This is a genomic window from Acinetobacter sp. (genome assembly GCF_041919735.1).
GTDB lineage: Bacteria > Pseudomonadota > Gammaproteobacteria > Pseudomonadales > Moraxellaceae > Acinetobacter.
Genome location: NZ_JAYRTF010000001.1, coordinates 1 through 20,414 on the forward strand (window position 1 = coordinate 1; position 20,414 = coordinate 20,414).

General features: G+C 45.5%; 16 protein-coding genes, 1 tRNA gene and 1 pseudogene. 2 read left to right on the forward strand and 16 right to left on the reverse strand.

Annotated elements, in window-relative coordinates:
* Window positions 1-146: 146 nt before the first annotated feature.
* The 4 genes and pseudogenes from ACE3T3_RS00005 to ACE3T3_RS00020 all read right to left on the reverse strand — a co-directional run bounded on the left by ACE3T3_RS00005 (window position 147) and on the right by ACE3T3_RS00020 (window position 7,064).
* Window positions 147-3,398: a type I restriction endonuclease subunit R gene (locus ACE3T3_RS00005; protein ID WP_374662975.1), complete on the reverse strand. Its 3,252-nt coding sequence runs from the start codon at window positions 3,396-3,398 to the stop codon at window positions 147-149.
* Complete coding sequence (locus tag ACE3T3_RS00010) at window positions 3,395-3,874, reverse strand: restriction endonuclease subunit S (protein WP_374662976.1); 480 nt, start codon at window positions 3,872-3,874, stop codon at window positions 3,395-3,397. The genes ACE3T3_RS00005 and ACE3T3_RS00010 overlap by 4 nt, the downstream gene beginning before the upstream one ends.
* Window positions 3,875-4,037: 163 nt before the next feature.
* Window positions 4,038-4,779 (reverse strand): annotated as a pseudogene (locus ACE3T3_RS00015) (restriction endonuclease subunit S); the annotation flags it as partial.
* Entirely contained in the window at window positions 4,779-7,064 is a 2,286-nt protein-coding gene (locus ACE3T3_RS00020; protein ID WP_374662977.1) for an N-6 DNA methylase, read from the reverse strand. The gene ACE3T3_RS00020 and the pseudogene ACE3T3_RS00015, both read right to left, overlap by 1 nt.
* 300 nt (window positions 7,065-7,364) lie before the next feature.
* Between ACE3T3_RS00020 and ACE3T3_RS00025 the strand changes: the two genes are divergently transcribed.
* Together ACE3T3_RS00025 and ACE3T3_RS00030 are read left to right on the forward strand one after the other, a co-directional pair.
* On the forward strand, window positions 7,365-7,535 hold the full coding sequence (locus ACE3T3_RS00025; RefSeq protein ID WP_000935322.1) for a YhfG family protein: 171 nt from the start codon (window positions 7,365-7,367) through the stop codon (window positions 7,533-7,535).
* Between the two features lie 12 nt (window positions 7,536-7,547).
* Window positions 7,548-8,144 carry a putative adenosine monophosphate-protein transferase Fic gene (locus tag ACE3T3_RS00030; protein WP_374662978.1) on the forward strand — a complete coding sequence of 199 codons (597 nt, stop codon included), beginning with the start codon at window positions 7,548-7,550 and terminating at the stop codon, window positions 8,142-8,144.
* A 103-nt stretch (window positions 8,145-8,247) separates the two neighbouring features.
* Here the strand turns inward: ACE3T3_RS00030 and ACE3T3_RS00035 are convergent, their stop codons facing one another.
* The 12 genes from ACE3T3_RS00035 to lldR all read right to left on the reverse strand — a co-directional run bounded on the left by ACE3T3_RS00035 (window position 8,248) and on the right by lldR (window position 20,405).
* A complete protein-coding gene (locus tag ACE3T3_RS00035; protein ID WP_374662979.1) occupies window positions 8,248-9,144 on the reverse strand; it encodes a hydrolase or metal-binding protein in 897 nt (298 codons plus the stop codon).
* A gap of 138 nt (window positions 9,145-9,282) precedes the next feature.
* The gene (locus ACE3T3_RS00040) at window positions 9,283-10,356 is read right to left on the reverse strand and encodes a YqaJ viral recombinase family protein (RefSeq protein ID WP_374662980.1); all 1,074 of its coding nucleotides are present in this window, start codon (window positions 10,354-10,356) and stop codon (window positions 9,283-9,285) included.
* 144 nt (window positions 10,357-10,500) lie between these two features.
* Complete coding sequence (locus ACE3T3_RS00045) at window positions 10,501-11,538, reverse strand: DUF932 domain-containing protein (protein ID WP_265466087.1); 1,038 nt, start codon at window positions 11,536-11,538, stop codon at window positions 10,501-10,503.
* 111 nt (window positions 11,539-11,649) lie between these two features.
* Window positions 11,650-11,949 (reverse strand): hypothetical protein, encoded by a 300-nt coding sequence (locus tag ACE3T3_RS00050; RefSeq protein ID WP_096902831.1) that lies wholly within the window; start codon window positions 11,947-11,949, stop codon window positions 11,650-11,652.
* A 111-nt stretch (window positions 11,950-12,060) separates the two neighbouring features.
* Window positions 12,061-12,441 carry a hypothetical protein gene (locus tag ACE3T3_RS00055; RefSeq protein WP_265466088.1) on the reverse strand — a complete coding sequence of 127 codons (381 nt, stop codon included), beginning with the start codon at window positions 12,439-12,441 and terminating at the stop codon, window positions 12,061-12,063.
* An 11-nt stretch (window positions 12,442-12,452) separates the two neighbouring features.
* On the reverse strand, window positions 12,453-13,034 hold the full coding sequence (locus ACE3T3_RS00060; RefSeq protein ID WP_265466089.1) for a hypothetical protein: 582 nt from the start codon (window positions 13,032-13,034) through the stop codon (window positions 12,453-12,455).
* Window positions 13,035-13,051: 17 nt separating this feature from the next.
* Window positions 13,052-13,312: a hypothetical protein gene (locus tag ACE3T3_RS00065; protein WP_114237855.1), complete on the reverse strand. Its 261-nt coding sequence runs from the start codon at window positions 13,310-13,312 to the stop codon at window positions 13,052-13,054.
* Between the two features lie 799 nt (window positions 13,313-14,111).
* A tRNA-Ser gene (locus tag ACE3T3_RS00070) sits at window positions 14,112-14,201 on the reverse strand.
* An 87-nt stretch (window positions 14,202-14,288) separates the two neighbouring features.
* A complete protein-coding gene (locus ACE3T3_RS00075) occupies window positions 14,289-16,325 on the reverse strand; it encodes an FAD-dependent oxidoreductase (RefSeq protein WP_374662981.1) in 2,037 nt (678 codons plus the stop codon).
* A 257-nt stretch (window positions 16,326-16,582) separates the two neighbouring features.
* Window positions 16,583-18,277, reverse strand: a complete 1,695-nt coding sequence (gene dld / locus ACE3T3_RS00080) for a D-lactate dehydrogenase (protein WP_374663211.1) — start codon at window positions 18,275-18,277, stop codon at window positions 16,583-16,585.
* 227 nt (window positions 18,278-18,504) lie between these two features.
* Complete coding sequence (gene lldD, locus ACE3T3_RS00085; protein WP_374662982.1) at window positions 18,505-19,659, reverse strand: FMN-dependent L-lactate dehydrogenase LldD; 1,155 nt, start codon at window positions 19,657-19,659, stop codon at window positions 18,505-18,507.
* A gap of 2 nt (window positions 19,660-19,661) precedes the next feature.
* The gene (gene lldR / locus ACE3T3_RS00090; protein ID WP_374662983.1) at window positions 19,662-20,405 is read right to left on the reverse strand and encodes a transcriptional regulator LldR; all 744 of its coding nucleotides are present in this window, start codon (window positions 20,403-20,405) and stop codon (window positions 19,662-19,664) included.
* Window positions 20,406-20,414: the final 9 nt, after the last annotated feature.

Genomic DNA, 20,414 nt, shown 5'->3' on the forward strand with positions numbered 1-20,414 from the left:
GCGACTCATGAGTGCTCGGTTATATGCGGGCCAATTGGTTGTGCGGTAGATTTTGTGTGTAGGCTTCTTCATTTGAAAATTATATCGCTGAAAAAGCCTTTACAGATAGGTTTGTGCAACAAAGCCCCCCTTTGTTAATTTAGCGGTCATCTTGGACTGCTCAACATATCAAAGATCACCCGTGCAAATATGCTAGCCTTCGCCGGATCAGACAGCAACTGCATCATCTGTTCCTGATGTGCGGCACTGCTACCAAGAATGGCATCATCCATCGCTTTCGGGAAATCACCCAGCATGGCCTGTTCACGGGTATTGTTGGCGATCTGCTTCATCACAATCTCATTTTCCGCCAGCTTGTCACGTACCGTATAGGCATAGTTCAGCATGTCTTTATCGGTTAGGTTATCAGTGATAAAGACATCATTCAGACGCTCTATAATCTGTGACAGGAACTCTTCTTTCTTGTCACGTGGCTTGGCTGCACCGAGGTCATTGCCCGGTTCTAGCTTAAAATCTTCGGCATCTTCTTTCAGCTTGATGTCTTGCTGACGGATCTTGGACAAGCGGTAATGGCTCATGCTGACATTACTCAGATCCACCTCATCATCTTTCGTTGCGGTTTCACGCAGCAATGGACGCAGGTTACGCGCATACAGACTGAGCTTCTCCAGTTCTTTGTCATCGTAGTCCACGATCTGCGACATAAACTCGTAAAAACGAGTAAAGCTGCCCAAGTCTTTTTTAAAGATTTCCAACTTGTCTTTTTCAAGCTTGGCCTCTTTAAAGGCATTGTCGGCATTAGCAATCAGCACCGCATCATTGGTTTTCTTGCAGCGTTCCAGCATGTCTCTGGTGGTATTATAGGCTTCGATGGCCTGACTATAACGTTTCTGCCAGCGTTCAACCGCGGGTTTGCAGATATTACTGATCGCAGCATTGGATTTGTTCTTGGTAAAGAAGGCTTCTACAAACTGTTCAACTTCCGTCCACAGAAAAATCTTGGTAGCTTTCAGCTTTTCAAACAGGTCAAAGATCTGATCCGGATTGGAGACATCGGCCAGTTCTGCGGTTTGGTAATAGGGCTGAAAGGCTGCCAGAATGTCTTCGGGATCGTTAAAGAAATCCAAGACAAAGGTGCCAGATTCCGCCTTGCTCGGATAGGTGCGGTTCAGGCGTGATAAGGTCTGTACGCATTCCACACCGCCAAGTTTCTTGTCCACGTACATAGCACACAGTTTCGGTTGGTCAAAGCCAGTCTGGAACTTGTTGGCCACCAGCATCACCTGATAGTCATCACTATCAAAGGCCTTACGCATTTCCCGCCCTTTTAGCCCCGGGTTCATGTTGCGTTCATTAAAGGTCTGCCCGACTAAACCACTGCTGTCGGTATCCTTGTCATTAAACTCAACCTCACCCGAGAATGCGACCATAGCCTGAATGGACTTATAGCCCTGATCCGTCACGTATTTATCAAAAGCGAGCTTGTAACGCACCGCTTCTTTACGTGAACTGGTCACCACCATGGCTTTGGCCTGTCCACCCAATAAGCCCATCACGTTATTTTTGAAATGCTCGACAATGACTTTCACTTTCTGAGAAATGTTGTGGTCATGCAGGCGCACCCACTGATTCAGTCTGATCTTGGCTTTTTTGGCATCGACCTGTTTGTCGGCTTCTTCAATTTTTTGTTTGAGCTTATACACCACTTTATAGTTGGTATAGTTTTTCAGCACATCCAGAATAAAGCCTTCTTCAATGGCTTGGCGCATGGAGTAAACATGGAAGGCTTCCGGCTTGTTCTGCTTGGATGGCGGGAGCTCAGGATTGGGTACACGGCCAAACAGTTGCAGGGTTTTGTCTTTCGGTGTCGCGGTAAAGGCATAGTAGCTGAGGTTATTACTGCCCTTACGTGCAGCCACCACCGCATCCAGAATATCTTCCGAAGACAGTTCAGCATCCTCTTCGCGCTCTTCCAGCATCAACACTTCTTTCAGTTGTCGTGCCGTAGAGCCACTTTGTGAAGAATGCGCTTCATCGGCAATCACCGCATAACGTCGCTGTTTCAGATTGGTACTGTTTTCAATCGCACGCAGCACAAAGGGGAAAGTCTGGATGGTCACAATGATAATCGGCTGTGAGGTTTCCAGTGCCTTGGCCAGTTTTTCCGATTTGGAGCCATCACCTTCTTTGTTATTGATGCGTCCGACCACGCCATCGGCATGTTCAAACTGGTAGATGGTGTCCTGTAGCTGGGCATCCAGAATGGTACGATCCGTGACTACAATCACCGAATCAAACAGTTTCTGATTCTGTTGATCGTACAGGGTCGAGAGCTGATGTGCTGTCCAGGCAATCGAGTTGGACTTACCTGAACCTGCACTGTGCTGAATCAGATATTTCTGTCCAGTGCCCTCCTCTAAGGCGGCATTGATCAGTTTGGTGACCACATTCCACTGGTGGTAACGTGGGAAGATCAGCAGTTCTTTTTTGTACTTGCGTCCTTCCCAGTCTTCTTTTTCTTCAATTTGCAGATGGACAAAACGTCCAATGATATTCAGCAAATTGTCCGGTGTGAGGACTTCATTCCACAGATAGGCGGTGGCGTACTGATTCTGGTCTTCTGGCACATCATTGCCTGCGCCACCGTCATGCGTACCTTTATTGAATGGCAGGAAGAAAGTATCTTCTCCGGCCAACTGGGTCGCCATATAGACTTCGTATTGACTCACGGCAAAATGTACCAATGCGCCACGCTTAAACATCAGCAAGGGTTCAGGCTTGTTGGTTTCTGGATCTTTCGGCAAGCGGGTACGTTTGTACTGCAACATGGCATTCTGCACGGCCTGCTTAAACTCGGACTTGAGTTCCAGTGTTGCCACCGGAAAGCCGTTGATAAACAGCACCAGGTCAATGCGCCATTTCTTGGCCTGTTTGCCCATGTCCTGTAACTCGGCAGCCGTAGCATACGGGCTATAGACCAACTCTGGCACAATGCGGCAGATGTTCTTTTTGTAATTGGCTAAGGTATCGGGATTCAGCGCATGTTCTGGTTTAAACTGACACAGGAAAAAACGGGCACTGCGGGTTTTAACTCCGTGACGCAGTACACCCAAGGTGCCATAGCTACGTGACTGTTCATCAGTGGCATTGATGTCGGCTTTTTTTAGCTGGGCAACCACCGCATCGAGAAAATGCCGTTCGGTATCATTTGGAAAGATGCGCTGAAACTTCTGCCAGTCTTGTGCTTGGGTCTGTTGCACAAAATCCAGTACGTCCTGTTCATACAAGGCGGTTTCACGGTTGTAGCCTTGTGGCGTACCGAGTTGCCAGCCCTGAGCCAGCATCTGCTGAATGATGTCGTTCTGGAAAATGCTTTCGCGGGTGGCGTCTAGACTCATGCGCTGAACTCCGTGTCTGCCTCAGCAACCGTTGGCGATTGCCAGTTGCGGACATCGATTTTTCCAGTCACTGCGGCTGAGATCAGGGCGATTCGGCGTTCTTGCATAAGTTGAATTGCTGATTCAGCAGATTTGATCAACGTGTCATATTTTTCTAATTTTAGAGACAGATATTGGATAATTTGTTTCTGTTCTTCTAATGGCAATTCAAACAAGGGAATATTTTGAATATCGGACATATTAAAATGAACGACTGTACTACCTTGTGAAAGCTGTTTGATAAAGTCATCAGCCAGACCTGAATAGAGAGAATATAAGACAAATTCTGGCAGAACTTTTTCTTTTTCAAGTTTAAACAATACCATCCTTTGTCCTAAGCATAATGGGATTGATCCATCGTAAATACACGCTTCACCAGCGGGTGCTTCACGAGTAAATGAATGTCTCCTACTTCGGGGGTGGCTCGTTGTGTCCATTCTATAAATGTTTCATAGTTAGTGTACTTTCCGCCATCTAAACGTAAATTACCATCACGTACATTGGTAGTTCGACAAACAAGATATTCACCATTATCAAAATAAGGTGCAGTTTTATGTTCGGCATCAACTATTTGTTTAACTACATATTTTAGTTTAACGACTTCCCAATGCTCCGGCACTTCCCCTAACCATGCCACACCCGAATCTTTCATCGGGACATTTGGGTCGAGTCCTTTGGTCACGGCATGGCTAATTACTGCCTGGCGTTTTTCTTTAAGCAGTTCAATCAGTTGTTTTTGTTTTTCAATCAGATGATCGATTTTGGCAGTTTCGTGGTCGAGGAAGTTGGCTATTTGGATTTGCTCATTTTTGGAAGGGAATCCAAATTTTTCCATCAGGTAGGCTTCAGAATCTAAATTCTGAATACCTGTAGTCTGTTTAATTGAGGGAAAATTAACACGTCCTGAATATAAATGAGCAAACGCGTAAGTTAAATATTTACTGTCAGTTATTACATTCGGTGTCATTTTGGCAACAAAATTTGATGTAATAGCTGGAAAGTCTTTATCAAACTGTACAACACAACCGACTAATGTCTTTTCACCACCACCTGACTTTTCAATCAATAAATCACCTTTTTTAAGTAATCTACTTTCCGCTTCCTTTGGTAAAACAGATCGTAATGTAAGCTTATCCTCATTTATCGTAAAATTATCACGATTGAAATCAGCTACTCGCAAAACACAAAGATCATTTCTTCCATCAGGCTCACTCCCCCAAAAACCATTAGTACATTTATCGACTGATCGTTTTAAAGAATATAAATTCCAATGACTAGGGATCTCCCCCAACCACTCAACCCCTGAATCCTTATATTCCGTATACGCCTGATACTTTGCCATTATGAATGCACCTCTTGTAGCAGCTGCATAATCTCGGCACTCACCGCATCAAGATCTGTATCAATCTCGGCTAAGTCACGCGGTGGCTGGTACACGTAGAAATGACGGTTAAACGGAATTTCATAACCCACAATGCCAATCTCGCCATCTTTTTCATCGCGCTTATCAGCATTGATCCAGGCATCCGGCACGTGTGGCTTTACTTCACGTTTGAAGTAATCTTCAATCAGCTCTGTAGTGCTGACTTTTGGATTCAGTGCAATGTTCTCCGCATCACGCAAGTCACCATCCTGCACAAACTCGACCACTTTGCCCTGGTAGCTGAACTGGCCATATAGTGGATTTTCCGCATGTTTCAAGACCTTGCTAATCACCGGTTCAGCTTCAGGATTTTTCCAGGTGATGGCTTCTAACAGCTGTTTCTTCTCTTTGGCATCCAGCTTCATGTCGGTCTGCTTGAGGGCTTTTTTCAACACTTCATCAAACTGGTTAAAGTCATCAAACTGCTCAGTACCAATCACCTCTTGTAACGCCTCGGCTTTTTCCATCAGGGCTTTCTGGAATAGCCAGATTTTGCTATCCAATACCTCTTTAATGTCTTTTTCTTTTAGCTCAGGGAACTCGGCTTTAATCAGGGCACGCACCTCAAGCGCCACGTCCTGCAACTGACCATAAGTTTCTGCTGTCCACGCTGTACCAAAGGCTGTGCCCAATTGCGCATCAATACTTTGCATCACGGCATTAAACGGTTTTGGCGCAAAACGTAATGCAGCAATCGCGCTATCCGTGATCTGTGTCGATAAACGTAATGGACGTTCAATGGTCACGCGACGGTAGCCAAATTCATGACTATCAAAAATCTTGCTGGCGAATGGTTTTTGCTGTTCGGTTTCGCCATCCTGCGCCAAGGTGTCTACCGCGACAAAGTCACCGTAATTTTGGGTAATGGTGGCAATTTCAGCTTCAGTCAGATAGTTACGTTTTGAACCCAGCGACTTACGCATTTTGGTACTGAGGTTTGAGGCATTGATCAGCTGTACCTTGCCTTTACGTTCAGCGGCTTTTTTATTGCTGAGTACCCAGATATAGGTGGCAATCCCGGTGTTGTAGAACATGTCATTCGGTAAGGCAATAATGGCTTCCAGCAAGTCAGCTTCTAAAATGTAGCGACGGATCTCGCTTTCACCACTGCCTGCACTACCGGTAAATAAAGGTGAACCATTCAGGATAATCCCGATGCGGCTGCCACTCTCGCTACTACTGGCATCACGCATCTTGCTGATCAGGTGCATCAGGAATAATAGTGAACCATCCGATACCCGTGGCAAGCCTGCACCGAAACGGCCATCAAAGCCTTTTTGTTCATGCTCGTCCTTGATGTCCTGTTCGATCTTTTTCCAGTCCACGCCAAAGGGTGGATTCGACAGCATGTAGTCAAACTGATCAACAGCAAGCTGGTCATTTGACAGCGTGTTACCGAGTTTAATTCGGCTCACGTCCTGACCTTTGATCAGCATGTCGGCTTTACAGATGGCGTAGGATTCTGGGTTAAGCTCCTGACCAAAGGCACGCATTACGGCATTCGGGTTTAGCTCATGCAGATATTCCATCCCTGAAGACAGGAAGCCACCCGTCCCGGCTGTCGGGTCGTAAATGGTACGGATAATGCCGTCTTTGGTCAGCACGTCATCATCTTCCATAAACACCAGTGCAGTGGTCAAACGTACAATGTCACGCGGGGTAAAGTGTTCCCCTGCGGTTTCATTAGAACCTTCGGCAAAACGACGGATCAGTTCTTCAAACACCAAGCCCATGTCATGGTTGGATACGTTCTTTGGACTCAGATCCGTGGTGGCAAACTTTTGCACGACTTTATACAAAAGGTTGGCATCATCGAGGAGGCCCACAAATTCGATGAAGTTAAAGTATTCAAATATCTCACGGGCATCTTTGGAGAAACTTTGCACGTAGGTGCTTAAGTTGGCCTTGATGTCACTCTGCCCCATTTTGCTGAGATCCATTGGGGAGATGTTAAAGAACGCCAGACCATTGGTGGCACGCAGCAATAACTTTTCTTGAGCTTCTTCTGGCAGATTCAGCTTGGAGACTTTTTCATGTTCTGCCAGTACCGCAGCCTTGCTTTCTTCCAGTACACACTCCAGACGACGCAACAACGTAAATGGCAGTATGATGCGGCCATATTGCGATTGTTTGAAGTCACCACGCAGCAGGTCGGCAACCGACCAGATGAAAGAAGCGATTTGTGAAAAGTTATTGTTGGTCATAGTGGTGAATCAATTCCTGAATTCTTATCTGTGATCAGTATCTGGCGACACTTCGGTTACTAGAGATAATACTGATAATTTTTTAACTATTGGATAATATTATATTATTTAAAAGCAGATTGTTGATTATTCATTTATTGCATGACAGTTAAGCGACAAATTTTGTCGTCTGGTTTCAGATTTTTCTCATAGAAGGTTCATCCACCATAACGCTACAACCCTACTTTTGAAAGCCGTGCCTATTTATAAGCCCATCTGCTAAACTAGGCTTACATTATCTTTGTTCAAGGAAATTCCAAAATGCTAAACACTCTCGAACAGAAAAAAAAATATATCCAAGCTACCCGCTTGCAGAATTATCAAGCCAGTTTAAAGCTGGAAGGCATTAACCCATCCTCAACCGCACCGGCATTAAGTAAAGCTCAGATTCTACAGAAATATAAGAAATTCTCACAGACCTCGGAATCGTGATCAGGCTTCCTTATGGATAAATATGGTGAAATGGGTGACAGCATTTACTGTTACCCCGACTCGGACGTCCTCAAAAACAAACTAAACATTCAGGATGCTGAAATTCTGCAACAGGCAGAACTGGAGTTGACTGAGTATGCCAGCACACGCATTGAGTATGCGGAGCCACCTTACGATCTCAAATACCTGCAATCCATTCACTTTCAGCTCTTTTCAGACCTGTATGCCTGGGCAGGTGAACTAAGACAAGTGGATATTGCCAAAGGCGATACCCGCTTTTGTACCTTCCCACGTATTGAAATTGAAGCCAATAAGCTCTTCAAGCAACTTGAGCAGCAGAACTATTTTCAAGGTTTAGCAAAACCAGCACTTATCCAAAAAATCGCTGATTTTTATTGTGAACTTAATATCATTCACCCTTTCAGAGAAGGCAATGGACGCACTCAGCGTATTTTCTTTGAGCATTTACTCGCCCACTGCGGCTATGGCGTACAATGGGACAAAATTGACAATAAAGAAGTTTGGATTCAGGCCAATATTGATGGATTCAACTGCCGGCTAGATGGACTGATCGCTATTTTTGAAGCCTGCATTATCACTCCTGAATAACAAAAAAATTAAGGGAGCCGAAGCTCCCTTCAATTAGTGACTAGCCAACTTGTTCAGAGTCCATTAATTGACTTACCAAGCTGACTAGATAATTCAACTGTGCTCAATTCACAGCTCTAACACTCTGCTGCAACCCCTGCTGAATCTCCTGCACATAGCTCAATTGCACTGAATGCTCCGTATCTACAGCACTGTCATTGTTTGGATAAAACTCCTCTAGCAATTCCATCCCCTCCTCTGCATGCACCTCAAACTTGGCATTGGCAAAACCCTGCCGCGCAATCTGATCTAATGCCGCCTGATCAAACCCAGCCTGCTTACCTTGTTGGTGAATCTCCTTGGCTGTCTGTATCGCGGATTGCAAATCCACACCTTCCCGTAACGTTAAATCCACGTAATACACAGGCTGACGATAGCTTTGGGTGGTGCTTTTCCCACGCAAGGTGAGCTGCAATGGTAAACACGACAACAAACCACCTGAAGCTGCATGGTAATAATTCAAACGTGCTGCCAAAGTGCGAATACTGTTAAAGCCTGTGGTTCTGAAAATAAAAGTCCCAAACTCATCTGCTTCACCTAAATTGACATGCAGGCGTCCATAAGGCTTGCAATGTCCACCTTGTCCAAGTGGGCATAAGTCGGGTGATGGACAAGGATGTTGCTCTACACCTTGTGATGTCATACGTTGGCAGGTTTGACCATTCCCCACACAAATCGGGCGACCTGTCTGTCGGTCAAACAAGCTGTACTCGGCACGTAAGTTCAATTCAGGGTCATTGAAGATCATACGCACAGGGATGCTGCGCAGTTTTTGATTCGGTGCTTGGCTACGCAATTGCTCATCCAAGGGGTGTTTAATCCAACCGTCCTTACCCTGTATTTGACTGGTAATGGTGAACTGATCGTCTTTCTCTGGCAGACGCTTGCCATTCTTTTCTATTACACGGCCAATACTGATCCGTCCCAAGATGGGTGGTGTGATTGCTAGACCTTTAATCATGTTGAAATTCCTCTGTCGTTGAGATGTTTAGATGTGTTGCACTGTTTGCTTAAATTAAAATCGGCATAAAAAATCCCGTGCAGGGCTGCACGGGATTTCAGGTTTCTTCTTGCTGAGCGTTTGGCTCTAGGCTTTGAGCTAATCGTGATAAATGTTGAAACGACGGCTGCCTGCTTTCTGCAGTGGGTATTGTTGGATGAGTTCAGGTTGGTGCTGAAGTAAGGATTTGGTATCTAGGCTAATACTGTCCTTGCTCTTTTTCCATGTCACCGAACCTTGCTGAAATACGGCACGCTCATGCTCCTGCATCAGTGCTTGAACACGATGTTTAAGTAGGTCAAACTGAGTTTGGTGTTGTTCAATCTGCTTCTTTTCTTTAATCAGTTGATCAAACAGTTCATTGGCAAGTTGGACCTCCGTTAGATCAACACAGCTCAGTGGAGTATGTTCAGGATAGAGCTGTTGTAAAGCTTTGGCTGCCGATTCACTGGCATCCACTGCTGGTGGAACGTCATTTTCAACACATTCCCAAAATAATCGTTCTGCCTGAATGATTTGTTCAATCAGGGCTTCGTTACGACTGACTTTGTAGATTTTGGTTTCCTGCCCACACAGCAACACACAAATATGTGCCGCTTGTTTACCTGTCACCGCCAGTTGATGTTGTACCTGACACAACACGTATAACGGCACACCATCTCGCCACAGTTTGGCACCATATTCCCCTGCGGTTTTACATTCTAGGATTTGCACGTCTTCATTGCCCACAACGGCATAATCCAAGTTCGCCAACATAAAGGCTTTGTCAGGATCAGGGTGCTGCAGTACCGCATTGACCCGACGGACTTTATTATTGGTATGCAGACTGTAGTATTCAGCCACTAGCGGTTCTAGCTGCTTGCCCCAATATAAAGGTGCATGTCCTGAGCTTTCATCTTCAATATTTTGCTGTACCCGTCCTGTTTTGATCATCCACAGTTCCAGCATCGACATATAGGGATTCAAGCCACAGGCAGCTGCGGCATCACTGCTGCCTATTCCCTGTTTACGCACTTCCAGCCATGCCTGATAGTCCAGTTGTTTGGTGTTGATCAGACGTTTGGCATTTAAGCTGCGTTTTGAACCTGATTGACTTTGTTTAGGCTTGTCATTGGCTATAGTTGGTAAATACTGAGATTGAGACGTTACTGTTGGGTTTATAATCTGATTCATGGGTTTATCCTTCTATCATTGATTTTAAAACGGCATAAAAAAAGCCACATCCGAAGATGTGGCAAAGAGGGATCGTTGATTAGGAGGACACTTGATCGTACGGATCACATGCCCTGATGATAGAATCTCAAGATTAAATCAAGCTTAAACAGCCAAGTGTAAAGCTTGTTCCAATCCACGTTGTTTCAATGCTGCCCCTGCACCAAACCAAGCAGAGTCAAGGCGGTGATCAGTACTCATCGCGCGACGTTCGTGATCGACAAATTCTGTGATCGCGCAAAGCAATCCATAAGCGGTGTCTTTGGCTGAAGATAAGTCTGCTCCACGTCCCTGCCCATTAAACATATTCATGACTTTGGTCATGGCACGTCCATTCGGTTCAGTTTTATTGGGCTGTGGATTGGCTTGAGATGCAACATTACGGTAGTACTGAATAATGTTATCCTCCTGTTCCATCGCACTTAGGCTATTGTTGTTAAATACCGCATCAAAATAAGCTGCTGCTTCTTTCTGGGTGACTTTACGCTGGGTGAGTTGTTTCATTTCATACATGTGGTCGTACCATGTTTTCACTGAAATACCGAGTTGATCTTTGACCTTGTCGGCATCAAACTTAGTACTGTGCGGTACTTTGACCACGCCTGCATTGGAACTCTGCCCTCGTAAGGCAATCGCTAAAGTATTGTTACACACCACACGGATATTGGTGAATTGTGCTGTGGTCGCCAACGTGCCGTCACATGCGGTTGCCAACAGAATATAGCCATTGCTGACATCCCCACCTTTAAGTTCTGCGGTTTGTCCTGTACGTGCCAGGGCCCAGAACTTCTTGCCACCTTTTAAGACACCTGCGGTTTCCAGTTCAAAGCCCGATTGCTCCGTTAGGTCTCGGTAGAATTCCAGAATCTCCATTGGCTGGACTTCCTGATAACGCTGACTCACCACCGATAAAGGGGTATGGGTATCTGAACGATACAGTACCCGTTGTTCTTCATACGGCATGATGATGCTTTGTCCACGTGAGTTTTGAGCCATGTAGCTGACATTGGATGATTCAATACGCCAATCCATACCTGCTTGCTTGGCCCAGACTTCAATCGGTTGGTTTTGGCTAAGTTGATTGCCCAGACCATGCCAAGGGGTTTGTCCGACATACGCCATTTGTTCAAGTTGATGTGCCATTTTGATTATTCCTTAAATAAAAGTGAAAGATGTAAAGATGCAGAAATGTGCTGAAAGGGTTTAAACAATCCATCTATTCAAAGATGTAACCGTGTAAAGTCAGAGATGCAATTACGGCACCCATGCAAACGCTTGTTGGCAATCCAAACAGAGATACTGCTCGGCATTGTTGTAGTATTTTTCAAAGGCATACTGACTCACCACCACCAGTACGCCACCCACCACGACCCCAACGGCTGCACCGAAGAGTGGTGAAAAGCCTGACTTGCGAGCGACCTGCATGCCAAACATCGCCATCTGTGTTGGTGAGATACAACGTTGTAGTTGCTCAAAATAATTGGCATGCGCATTGCCTGAATCGGTTTGTCTGACCTGGGTAGACTGACAGTAGGGACATCGAATAAAAGACATGAGGATTCCTTGCGAAATGAATTCAGTGCAAAGCGCTGAATGAAGGGCATAAAAAAACCGTGCCCATTGAGGACACGGTTTGATTTAATTTTGCTTTGTCGAGGAGAGTCGCTATTGAAAGCTATAGCTTGCAGTACCTTTATCTGTTTCGACATCAACCTGCACCACATTACTGTAGCTACAGTCTGTTAATTTCAGTCTTAAACGTTGCCCCATCTTAAAATGCTGCGGATATTCCAATGATCGACGATAGCCTTCATAACGACATTGTCCATGATTGACAGAAACATTGCTGACATCGAGAGGCTCTGCAATATTGGAACGGATGGTCAATACCGTAGCGGATTGATTTTGGGCATACCAATTACTGGTATCAATTACATCGAGTTCTACCGTAAACGTGTTTGGATCAAGACCTGCATTACAGCCACTCAACATGATGCCTGTCGTTGTAGTCACTGCGAGGAGTAAGGGTTTTAAAAGTTGCTTCATCAAGTTCATCCTTAGCAGTAGTTATAGCTCACGCCATAATCGCCTGTATTTAAATCAATGCTAGCCAAATGGATTTCACAGTCTGTGCCGTTATCAAATTTATAGACGTAGTAGCGATTACCCGCTTGCTCCGACTCCAGTGCGCCATGTTCTTGCAAGCTAAAGTCTTGCACTGATTTGCCTTTATCTTTTGCGGCTTTGGCAAAGATATAGCGTTGATACTTGTCTATATTGTCCTGCTCAAATTCAGGCAGTTCATCATAAGGCAGCATCGACAGTAAGTTATCCGCCGCCTTAAGGTTTTGATCAAACTCAAAACTCAGCAATTCAGGTTCATGGTCTGCTGGACTCAGACTTTTGCTTCCCGTGGTCAATTCTTTGACATCAATCCCATCCACTTCCGCTGCTGCAATCTCAGTGGATACTGCTTCTGAACTGGCAGATTCTAAAGGTTGTGCAGAGCTGACCTCAGAAGTGTTAGCTTGAACCGTTTTTTCAGTTGCATGTTTGGGGCTAAAGAAATAGAAGCCTGCGATGCTGATCAAGGTCAGGGCTAAGATTGCCGCCAAGCCCAAGATGGTTTTTTGGGTCATTTGAATGTTCCCCTCATTTAGTTGGGCACAGTGACTTGACCATTCTGCGCATTAAAGTGAACAAAACGTGGACAACCACCTTGAAAGTTCACCGTGAAATTACGCCAACCACGGTTGCCAGGATTGGTTTTATAAAGACATTGATAAACCCCACCGCCTGTATGACGTGCTTGAACAAGGTGGGATTCACTGGCTTGTGCAAACCAGCCTGCCTGCGCCAATGATGCGCCTGCAAGTAGTGATGAAATCAGGGTCGTTTTTAGGAAGGTTTTAAACATCATCATTTTCTCTTTTTTATAGGCATCACTGGTCTTGGTCTTAATCAGACACAGTGTTCCCCATGTCATAAATGTTGGAATGAATATCTATGTTTTTTTGAAGTGTTATAGACGATAAAGCACACAAATCTATGCCCCTCAAAACAGCATGAGAGATTCATCTTCATATCGGTAATATGTACTTAAAAAAGTTTTATTCTTAGAAAGTCATCGACACAGCTATGCATTGACTGCACAGCATCAGGTCTAATCATCCAACGGCACAAACATGTAAAAAGAGAAATATAAAAGACGGTCTTGATGTAAGCGCATGGCGTACTCCTTTGTTTTAAAAGAATCCTGCCAAATCACTGCTAATATGATGGTGGCAGAACGAAGGAGGGTTAGCAGACTGGTAACAAAGAAACCAGCACGCGCAAGCGCGTCCCCCCTCCGCCCTACCGCAAAGAAAGGGGGACGAACGGGTCCACAACATGCAAAATGAGATTTCACATATTGTCTTTGTTAATGGGTCTGCTAAAACCCGCTGACGATGTAGGTCAGCAGATTAAGGATAATCTGCACGCTGTAGAGCGTCAAGCAAGCTAAGTAAATGGGAAGTGAAAATATTTATAATTAAGAAATGTTTGAATAAGAATATAGTTAGATTTAAATACAGCTTATTAAACTATATTCCTTAATCTTCCAAATACCACCAAAAGAAATCAATCCAATCCAAAATTTGATGAGGGGTAAGTTGAGGGGTAAAACTACAGACAAAAAATAAGCCCTTGTAAAAACAAGGGCTTATTTAGATATTTGGCGGAAGCGGTGAGATTCGAACTCACGGAGGACTCGCGCCCTCGTCGGTTTTCAAGACCGGTGCATTAAACCGCTCTGCCACGCTTCCATGGACGCCATAATACGGTGCTTTCGGCATTATGACAAGAAAAAATTCAGGCTAAATCATTCAAATGAATATTGTTTCACCAATTCTTTACAGCTTGGCTGCAATTTCCGCACCTTCACGGATGGCGCGCTTTGCATCCAGCTCTGCCGCCAGTTTTGCACCGCCAATAATATGATAATTGGCCAAAGTTTTTTCAGTCTCCGATGGCATAACATCTTTGACAGACTCCTGACCTGCGCACACCACCACAGTATCTACACGCAGCAATTGATCATGTCCTGCATGTTCAACCCATAGACCTTCATCCGTCACTGCTTTATATTGCACGCCGCGCAGCATGCGGACTTGATGCTTTTTCAGCTGCGCGCGGTGCACCCAGCCCGAAGTTTTGCCCAGCCCGGCTCCCAGCGAAGTAGTTTTACGCTGCAGCAAATAAATTTCCCGGACAGGCTCATGCACTTCAGCTGGCTGCATGCCGCCTTCAGTCACATAATTAGGATTCGGATCGACGCCCCACTCACGCTGCCAGTCCGCCAAAGGCTGAGGTTGCGGCTGATGCGGCGGTTTGAGTAAAAATTCAGACACATCAAAACCAATGCCGCCTGCACCAATCACCGCCACACGGTTGCCGACTGGCGCACCGCGCAGCACTTCTGCATAAGACAATACTTGCGGCGCATCACTGCCTGCAATCTGCAACGCACGCGGCACAACGCCTGTCGCCACAATTACTTCTTCAAAACCTTCGCGTTCCAGCTGATCGCGGCTTGCTTTGGTATTCAAACGCAGTTCGACACCGTTTTTTTCAATCTGCACTTTAAAATAGCGGATGGTTTCATGAAATTCTTCTTTGCCTGGAATCACTTTGGCCAAGTTGAATTGCCCGCCTACTTCATGGCTGGCTTCAAACAAAGTCACCTGATGCCCACGGCTGGCCGCAACAGTGGCTGCCGACATGCCTGCCACGCCGCCGCCAATCACCGCCACACGTTTAGGCTTAGCCGCTTTTACATAGACCAGTTCAGTTTCAAAAGCCGCACGCGGGTTGACTAAGCAGGTAGCGCGCTGATTTTTAAAAGTATGATCCAAACACGCTTGGTTGCAGGCGATACAGGTATTGATTTCATCGACACGGTTGGTCGCAGTTTTATTCACCCAGAATGGATCTGCCAATAATGGGCGGGCCATTTGCACCATATCGGCTTTGCCCGAAGCTAAAATTTCTTCCGCAGTCTCCGGCATATTGATACGGTTAGACGCAATAACTGGAATCGATACCTGCTTTTTCACCTCGGCAGTATAGTCCGCAAACGCCGCCCGCGGCACAGAAGTCACAATGGTTGGAATGCGCGCTTCATGCCAGCCAATACCGGTATTTAATAATGTGACGCCTGCCTGTTCCAATGCTTTCGCCACGGTAATCACTTCTGCCATGGTGTTGCCGTCATGCACTAAATCCAATAAGGATAAACGGAAGCAGATAATGAATTTTTCACCCACTTTAGCGCGGATAGCTTTCACAATTTCCACAGCAAAACGCATGCGGTTTTCAATTTCACCGCCCCATTGATCGGTACGCTGATTGACATGGCGGCTTAAAAACTGATTCAGCAAATAGCCTTCAGAGCCCATAATCTCTACACCATCATAACCCGCTTTTTTAGCAAGGCTGGCGCAGTTTGCATAATCATCAATGGTTGCAAGTATTTGTTTTTCACTCAGCTGGCGCGGTTTAAACGGCGAGATTGGCGATTTAATTGCGCTTGAAGACACGACAAAGGGTTGATAACCATAACGTCCTGCATGCAAAATTTGCATCAAAATTTTTGCGCCATGCTTATGCACGGCATGCGTCACCAAACGGTGCGGTGCAACATCGCCCAAGCTATTCATGGTGCCGCCTGCTGGGAGCAACCAGCCTTGGCGGTTTGGTGAAATACCACCAGTAATAATCAGGCCAACCCCACCCTTTGCACGCTCACCAAAATAAGCTGCCAATTTAGGATAATTATAAAAACGATCTTCTAATCCCGTATGCATGGAGCCCATCACCACGCGGTTTTTAATCGTGGTAAAACCTAAATGCAGTGGTTTTAAAATATTTGCATAGCTAGTCGTTGTCATGCGGAATCCTTTTATATTTGGCTTTGCAACTTGTTGCATAATACTTTAACGCTATTTTTATCTTTTACGATGGCAATTCAGCAAAATTTGTCTGTGCTTTAGGTCAATGCAATCGCAGTTTTATCATTGACGTATTTTTCTAAGCAATTCTATTTACTTATTATTTTATTATTCACATATCCTAAGAAAAAGCCAATGCGGATGATTCACTGGCTTTTAAATACAAGTCTGAGCTAATTAGCACTTACGGAAAATGCTTATTTCCAATATTTGAGTTTACTGGTCTGCCCGATTCCGACGTTAAAACTATTGGTTGGATCAAGTTTTTGATAATGATTTTTTAAAGCCGGTTTAGCCACATAAAGATGCCCAACATTATGCTCCGCTGGATATTCTGCGCCGCGTTGATCCAATAAATGCCACATTTGATGTTCCATGGCTAAAGGATCCACGCCTTTTTTCACAATATAATCCTGATGGAACACATGGCAAAGAAAATGACCGTAATACAATTTATGGATAATCAATTCATCCATTTCCTTGGGCAAAGTTTCCACCCACTCACGGTCGTTGCGGCGCAAAGCAATATCCAGCGCCACAATATCTTCTACCTCTGAACGGTGCGTATCGCGATAGCGGATGGCTGCGCCAGCCACAGCAAAACGGTGCAAAAAGGCTTTACGGCCTTCTTCTTCTGTGCAAGGAAAATAACTGCCTGTTGCCTTGGCTTGAAAATAGGTTTTTAAATAGTTTTCAGCTAATTCGGCATCCTGATTTTCAATTCGGATCACCAAATGATGTTCATACAAATCGCGGAATTCATTCATGCGTTTTGGCAAATGATTCGGCATAAATTTGGTCATCAGCTGCAAAACTTTATCTGATAAACCGCGTAATCCCACTTTTTCTAAATAGCCATCGACCTTGTCTTTCATGGCAAATGCGGCAGGCACTTTGGCGGTGCCAAATTTCTCAATAAAGACAAAAGTGTCTTTACCGTATTCTGCACCAATGTCATAGGCTACACGGTGGATGTATTCGCCAGCAATCGGCAAACGTGGCAAATCTTTGAGTAAGAAGCGGCGGATTTCAGTTAAATCATCCTGCGAATTGGTACCAACATAGAATACTTGGCTCGGGATTTTTTCAAAAGTATCCAAACGCACGGCAAATACGCAAACTTTACCCGCAGAACCAGAAGCTTCAAATAAACGCGATGGATCTGCATTAAAACGGGCTGGAGTATTTTCATCGACTTGTTTCACATCATGCGCATAACGCTGATCTGATGCACAGCAGCTGGCATTATTCACAATGTCATTCAGCTGATAATTTTTATTTTCCAGTTTAGTCAGAATCTCTTCAGGCGTTTCCCCCAGATGAACACCTAAATGATTAACCAGCTCCAGTTCACCTGCATCATTCACCCGTGCATACAGCGCCAGCTCAGTATAAGCAGGCCCACGGCGCACCAATGCTCCGCCTGAGTTATTGCACACGCCACCAAGCACGGATGCACCAATACACGATGAACCAATCACCGAATGCGGTTCACGGTTAAACTGCGCCAATTCTTTTTCAAGACGGTCTAAGGTTGCGCCCGGCAGGCAAATCACTTGCTGACCTTCATTAATCACTTGAATACCCGCTAAGCGGCGCGTGCTCATCAAAATCACAGGACGATCATAATCCTCACCAAAAGGCGTTGAACCTCCCGTCAATCCCGTATTAGCGGCCTGCATAATCACAATACAATCTGCTTCAACAGCAGTTTTCAGCACTTGCCATTGTTCAAGCAATGTCCCCGGAACTGCAACCGCCAGCACTTGACCAGAACCGTAGCGGCGGCCTTGGCGGTAAAGGCGTGTGTCGTTATCATCGGTCAGCACATGTTGTTTACCGACAATATTGATGAGTTTTTGAATGGTTTGCTGTGATGATTGAGTTTGCATATTTATAACATCTTCCATTTTTTAATATTCCCTCTCCTGAGCGTGTTTTAAAGCACTGCTTTAAAACTCAGCGCAAGTGAGGGTTAGGGAGAGGTGCTTTTCAATTAAATGAAGGAATAATCCTCCCCTCATCCCAACCTCATCCCAAAGGGAGAAGGAGTATCGCTATTTGAATCAAATAACATTTCCCACTTTTACAAAAGGGAGGGATTCACTATCAAAAGTAATTATTCAGCCAACTCTTTATCCAACTTCACCAAACAATCCGAAGTAATATCTGCAATGGTTTTCGCACCCGTCAAGGTCATCGCGACACGCATTTCTTTATCGATCAGTTCCAGTAAGTTGCTTACGCCCTCACCGCCTGCTGCACCTAAAGCATAGACAAATGCGCGGCCAAGCATACAGGTGTCTGCACCTAGCGCCAGCATACGAACCACATCCAAACCATTGCGGATGCCTGAATCAGCGAGGATTTTAATGTCGCCTTTGACTGCATCAGCAATTGGCGGCAAAGCGCGCGCTGAAGATAAAACTCCATCCAACTGGCGGCCACCATGGTTCGACACCACAATGCCATCGGCACCAAAACGTACCGCATCTTTGGCATCTTCAGGGTCTAAAATGCCTTTGATCACCATCGGACCATCCCAAAATTCACGGATCCACTCTAGGTCTTTCCATGAAATTGAAGGATCGAAGTTATTGCCCAACCAGCCAATATAATCTTCCAAGCCTGTTGGCTTACCTAGGTATTTAGAGATATTGCCCAAATCATGCGGACGGCCCATTAGGCCAACATTCCAGGCCCAATGCGGGTGGAAGCAAGACTGCATATAACGGCGCATCGCGGCATTTGGCCCACTCATGCCAGAATGCGCATCACGGTAACGCGCGCCCGGAACAGGCATATCCACGGTAAAAACTAAAGTTGAACAGCCCGCAGCCTTGGCGCGTTCCAAAGCATTTTTCATAAAGCCGCGGTCACGCAGCACATACAGTTGAAACCACATTGGACGGTTTATTGCAGGTGCCACTTCTTCAATCGGACAAACTGATACGGTAGAAAGCGTAAACGGAATACCTTTTTTATCTGCTGCGACAGCCGCCTGAACTTCACCGCGGCGTGCATACATACCTGTTAAACCTACAGGCGACAGCGCCACTGGCATCGATAAGGTTTCATCAAACAGTTTGGTTTCAAGGCTCAATTGCGACATGTCATTCAGCACACGCTGCCTTAACGCAATTTTTGATAAATCTTCTACGTTGCGTTTCAGGGTATATTCCGAGTATGCCCCACCGTCAATATAATGAAAAAGAAACGGCGGCAGGCGGCGCTGTGCGGCTTCACGATAGTCATTCGCAGAAGAAATAATCATGTCTATGTCCTATTTAATCGGCTCGCACGCTGACGACGGGCTTCTTCCTCATCAATCATCCGTACTTGCTGTACTACAAATTCAATGTGTCCGCGAACTGCATTGCGTGCAGCTTCAGGATCACGGCGTTCAATCGCATCCATCACATTAAAGTGCTGGTCACGCAATTGATCATAGGTTCGGGCTTCGGTATACACTTTGCGGCGGCCTAGCACCACGTTGTACTGCAGTAGGTCAAACAATCCACGCATCATTTGAATCAGTACCAAATTGTGTGAGGCTTCGGCAATCGCCAAGTGGAATGCAGCATCGGCTTTGGCGGCCTGCGCATCATCCCCAATCGATTGGAAATGCGCGATCTGCTCATAACATTGGCGGATATGTTCTATATCTTCCACTGTGGCGCGCTGCGCGGCATACCAAGCCGTGCCGCCTTCCAAAATGCTCCGTGCTTCCTGAACATCAAAACGGTAAGCCGGGTCTTGATCAATCAAATTGCTGAGCGGCTCAACGATTTGATGATTCGACCAATTGGAGGGCAACTGCTGCAAAAAAGTTCCCGAACCTGCTTTACTGATCAACATGCCCGTGCTGATCAACTGCTGAATGGCTTCACGCAATGATGAGCGGGAAACTCCCAACTGTTCGCAAAGCTTGCGCTCCGCAGGCAAACGGTCTCCAACCTGAATGCTGTGCTGTTCAATCAGCAGTCGTAATTTCTGTACGGCTTGGTCGGAGACTTTCATCTGTTTTCC

Coding starts and splice junctions, on each gene's coding strand:
- ACE3T3_RS00035 (WP_374662979.1), bottom strand. CDS start 9,144: ATGATTAAAGGTCTAGCAATCACACCACCCATCTTGGGACGGATCAGT.
- ACE3T3_RS00020 (WP_374662977.1), bottom strand. CDS start 7,064: ATGACCAACAATAACTTTTCACAAATCGCTTCTTTCATCTGGTCGGTT.
- ACE3T3_RS00045 (WP_265466087.1), bottom strand. CDS start 11,538: ATGGCACATCAACTTGAACAAATGGCGTATGTCGGACAAACCCCTTGG.
- ACE3T3_RS00060 (WP_265466089.1), bottom strand. CDS start 13,034: ATGACCCAAAAAACCATCTTGGGCTTGGCGGCAATCTTAGCCCTGACC.
- lldD (WP_374662982.1), bottom strand. CDS start 19,659: ATGATTATTTCTTCTGCGAATGACTATCGTGAAGCCGCACAGCGCCGC.
- ACE3T3_RS00040 (WP_374662980.1), bottom strand. CDS start 10,356: ATGAATCAGATTATAAACCCAACAGTAACGTCTCAATCTCAGTATTTA.
- dld (WP_374663211.1), bottom strand. CDS start 18,277: ATGCAAACTCAATCATCACAGCAAACCATTCAAAAACTCATCAATATT.
- ACE3T3_RS00005 (WP_374662975.1), bottom strand. CDS start 3,398: ATGAGTCTAGACGCCACCCGCGAAAGCATTTTCCAGAACGACATCATT.
- ACE3T3_RS00025 (WP_000935322.1), top strand. CDS start 7,365: ATGCTAAACACTCTCGAACAGAAAAAAAAATATATCCAAGCTACCCGC.
- ACE3T3_RS00065 (WP_114237855.1), bottom strand. CDS start 13,312: ATGTTTAAAACCTTCCTAAAAACGACCCTGATTTCATCACTACTTGCA.
- ACE3T3_RS00075 (WP_374662981.1), bottom strand. CDS start 16,325: ATGACAACGACTAGCTATGCAAATATTTTAAAACCACTGCATTTAGGT.
- ACE3T3_RS00030 (WP_374662978.1), top strand. CDS start 7,548: ATGGATAAATATGGTGAAATGGGTGACAGCATTTACTGTTACCCCGAC.
- ACE3T3_RS00055 (WP_265466088.1), bottom strand. CDS start 12,441: ATGAAGCAACTTTTAAAACCCTTACTCCTCGCAGTGACTACAACGACA.
- ACE3T3_RS00050 (WP_096902831.1), bottom strand. CDS start 11,949: ATGTCTTTTATTCGATGTCCCTACTGTCAGTCTACCCAGGTCAGACAA.
- ACE3T3_RS00010 (WP_374662976.1), bottom strand. CDS start 3,874: ATGGACACAACGAGCCACCCCCGAAGTAGGAGACATTCATTTACTCGT.
- lldR (WP_374662983.1), bottom strand. CDS start 20,405: ATGAAAGTCTCCGACCAAGCCGTACAGAAATTACGACTGCTGATTGAA.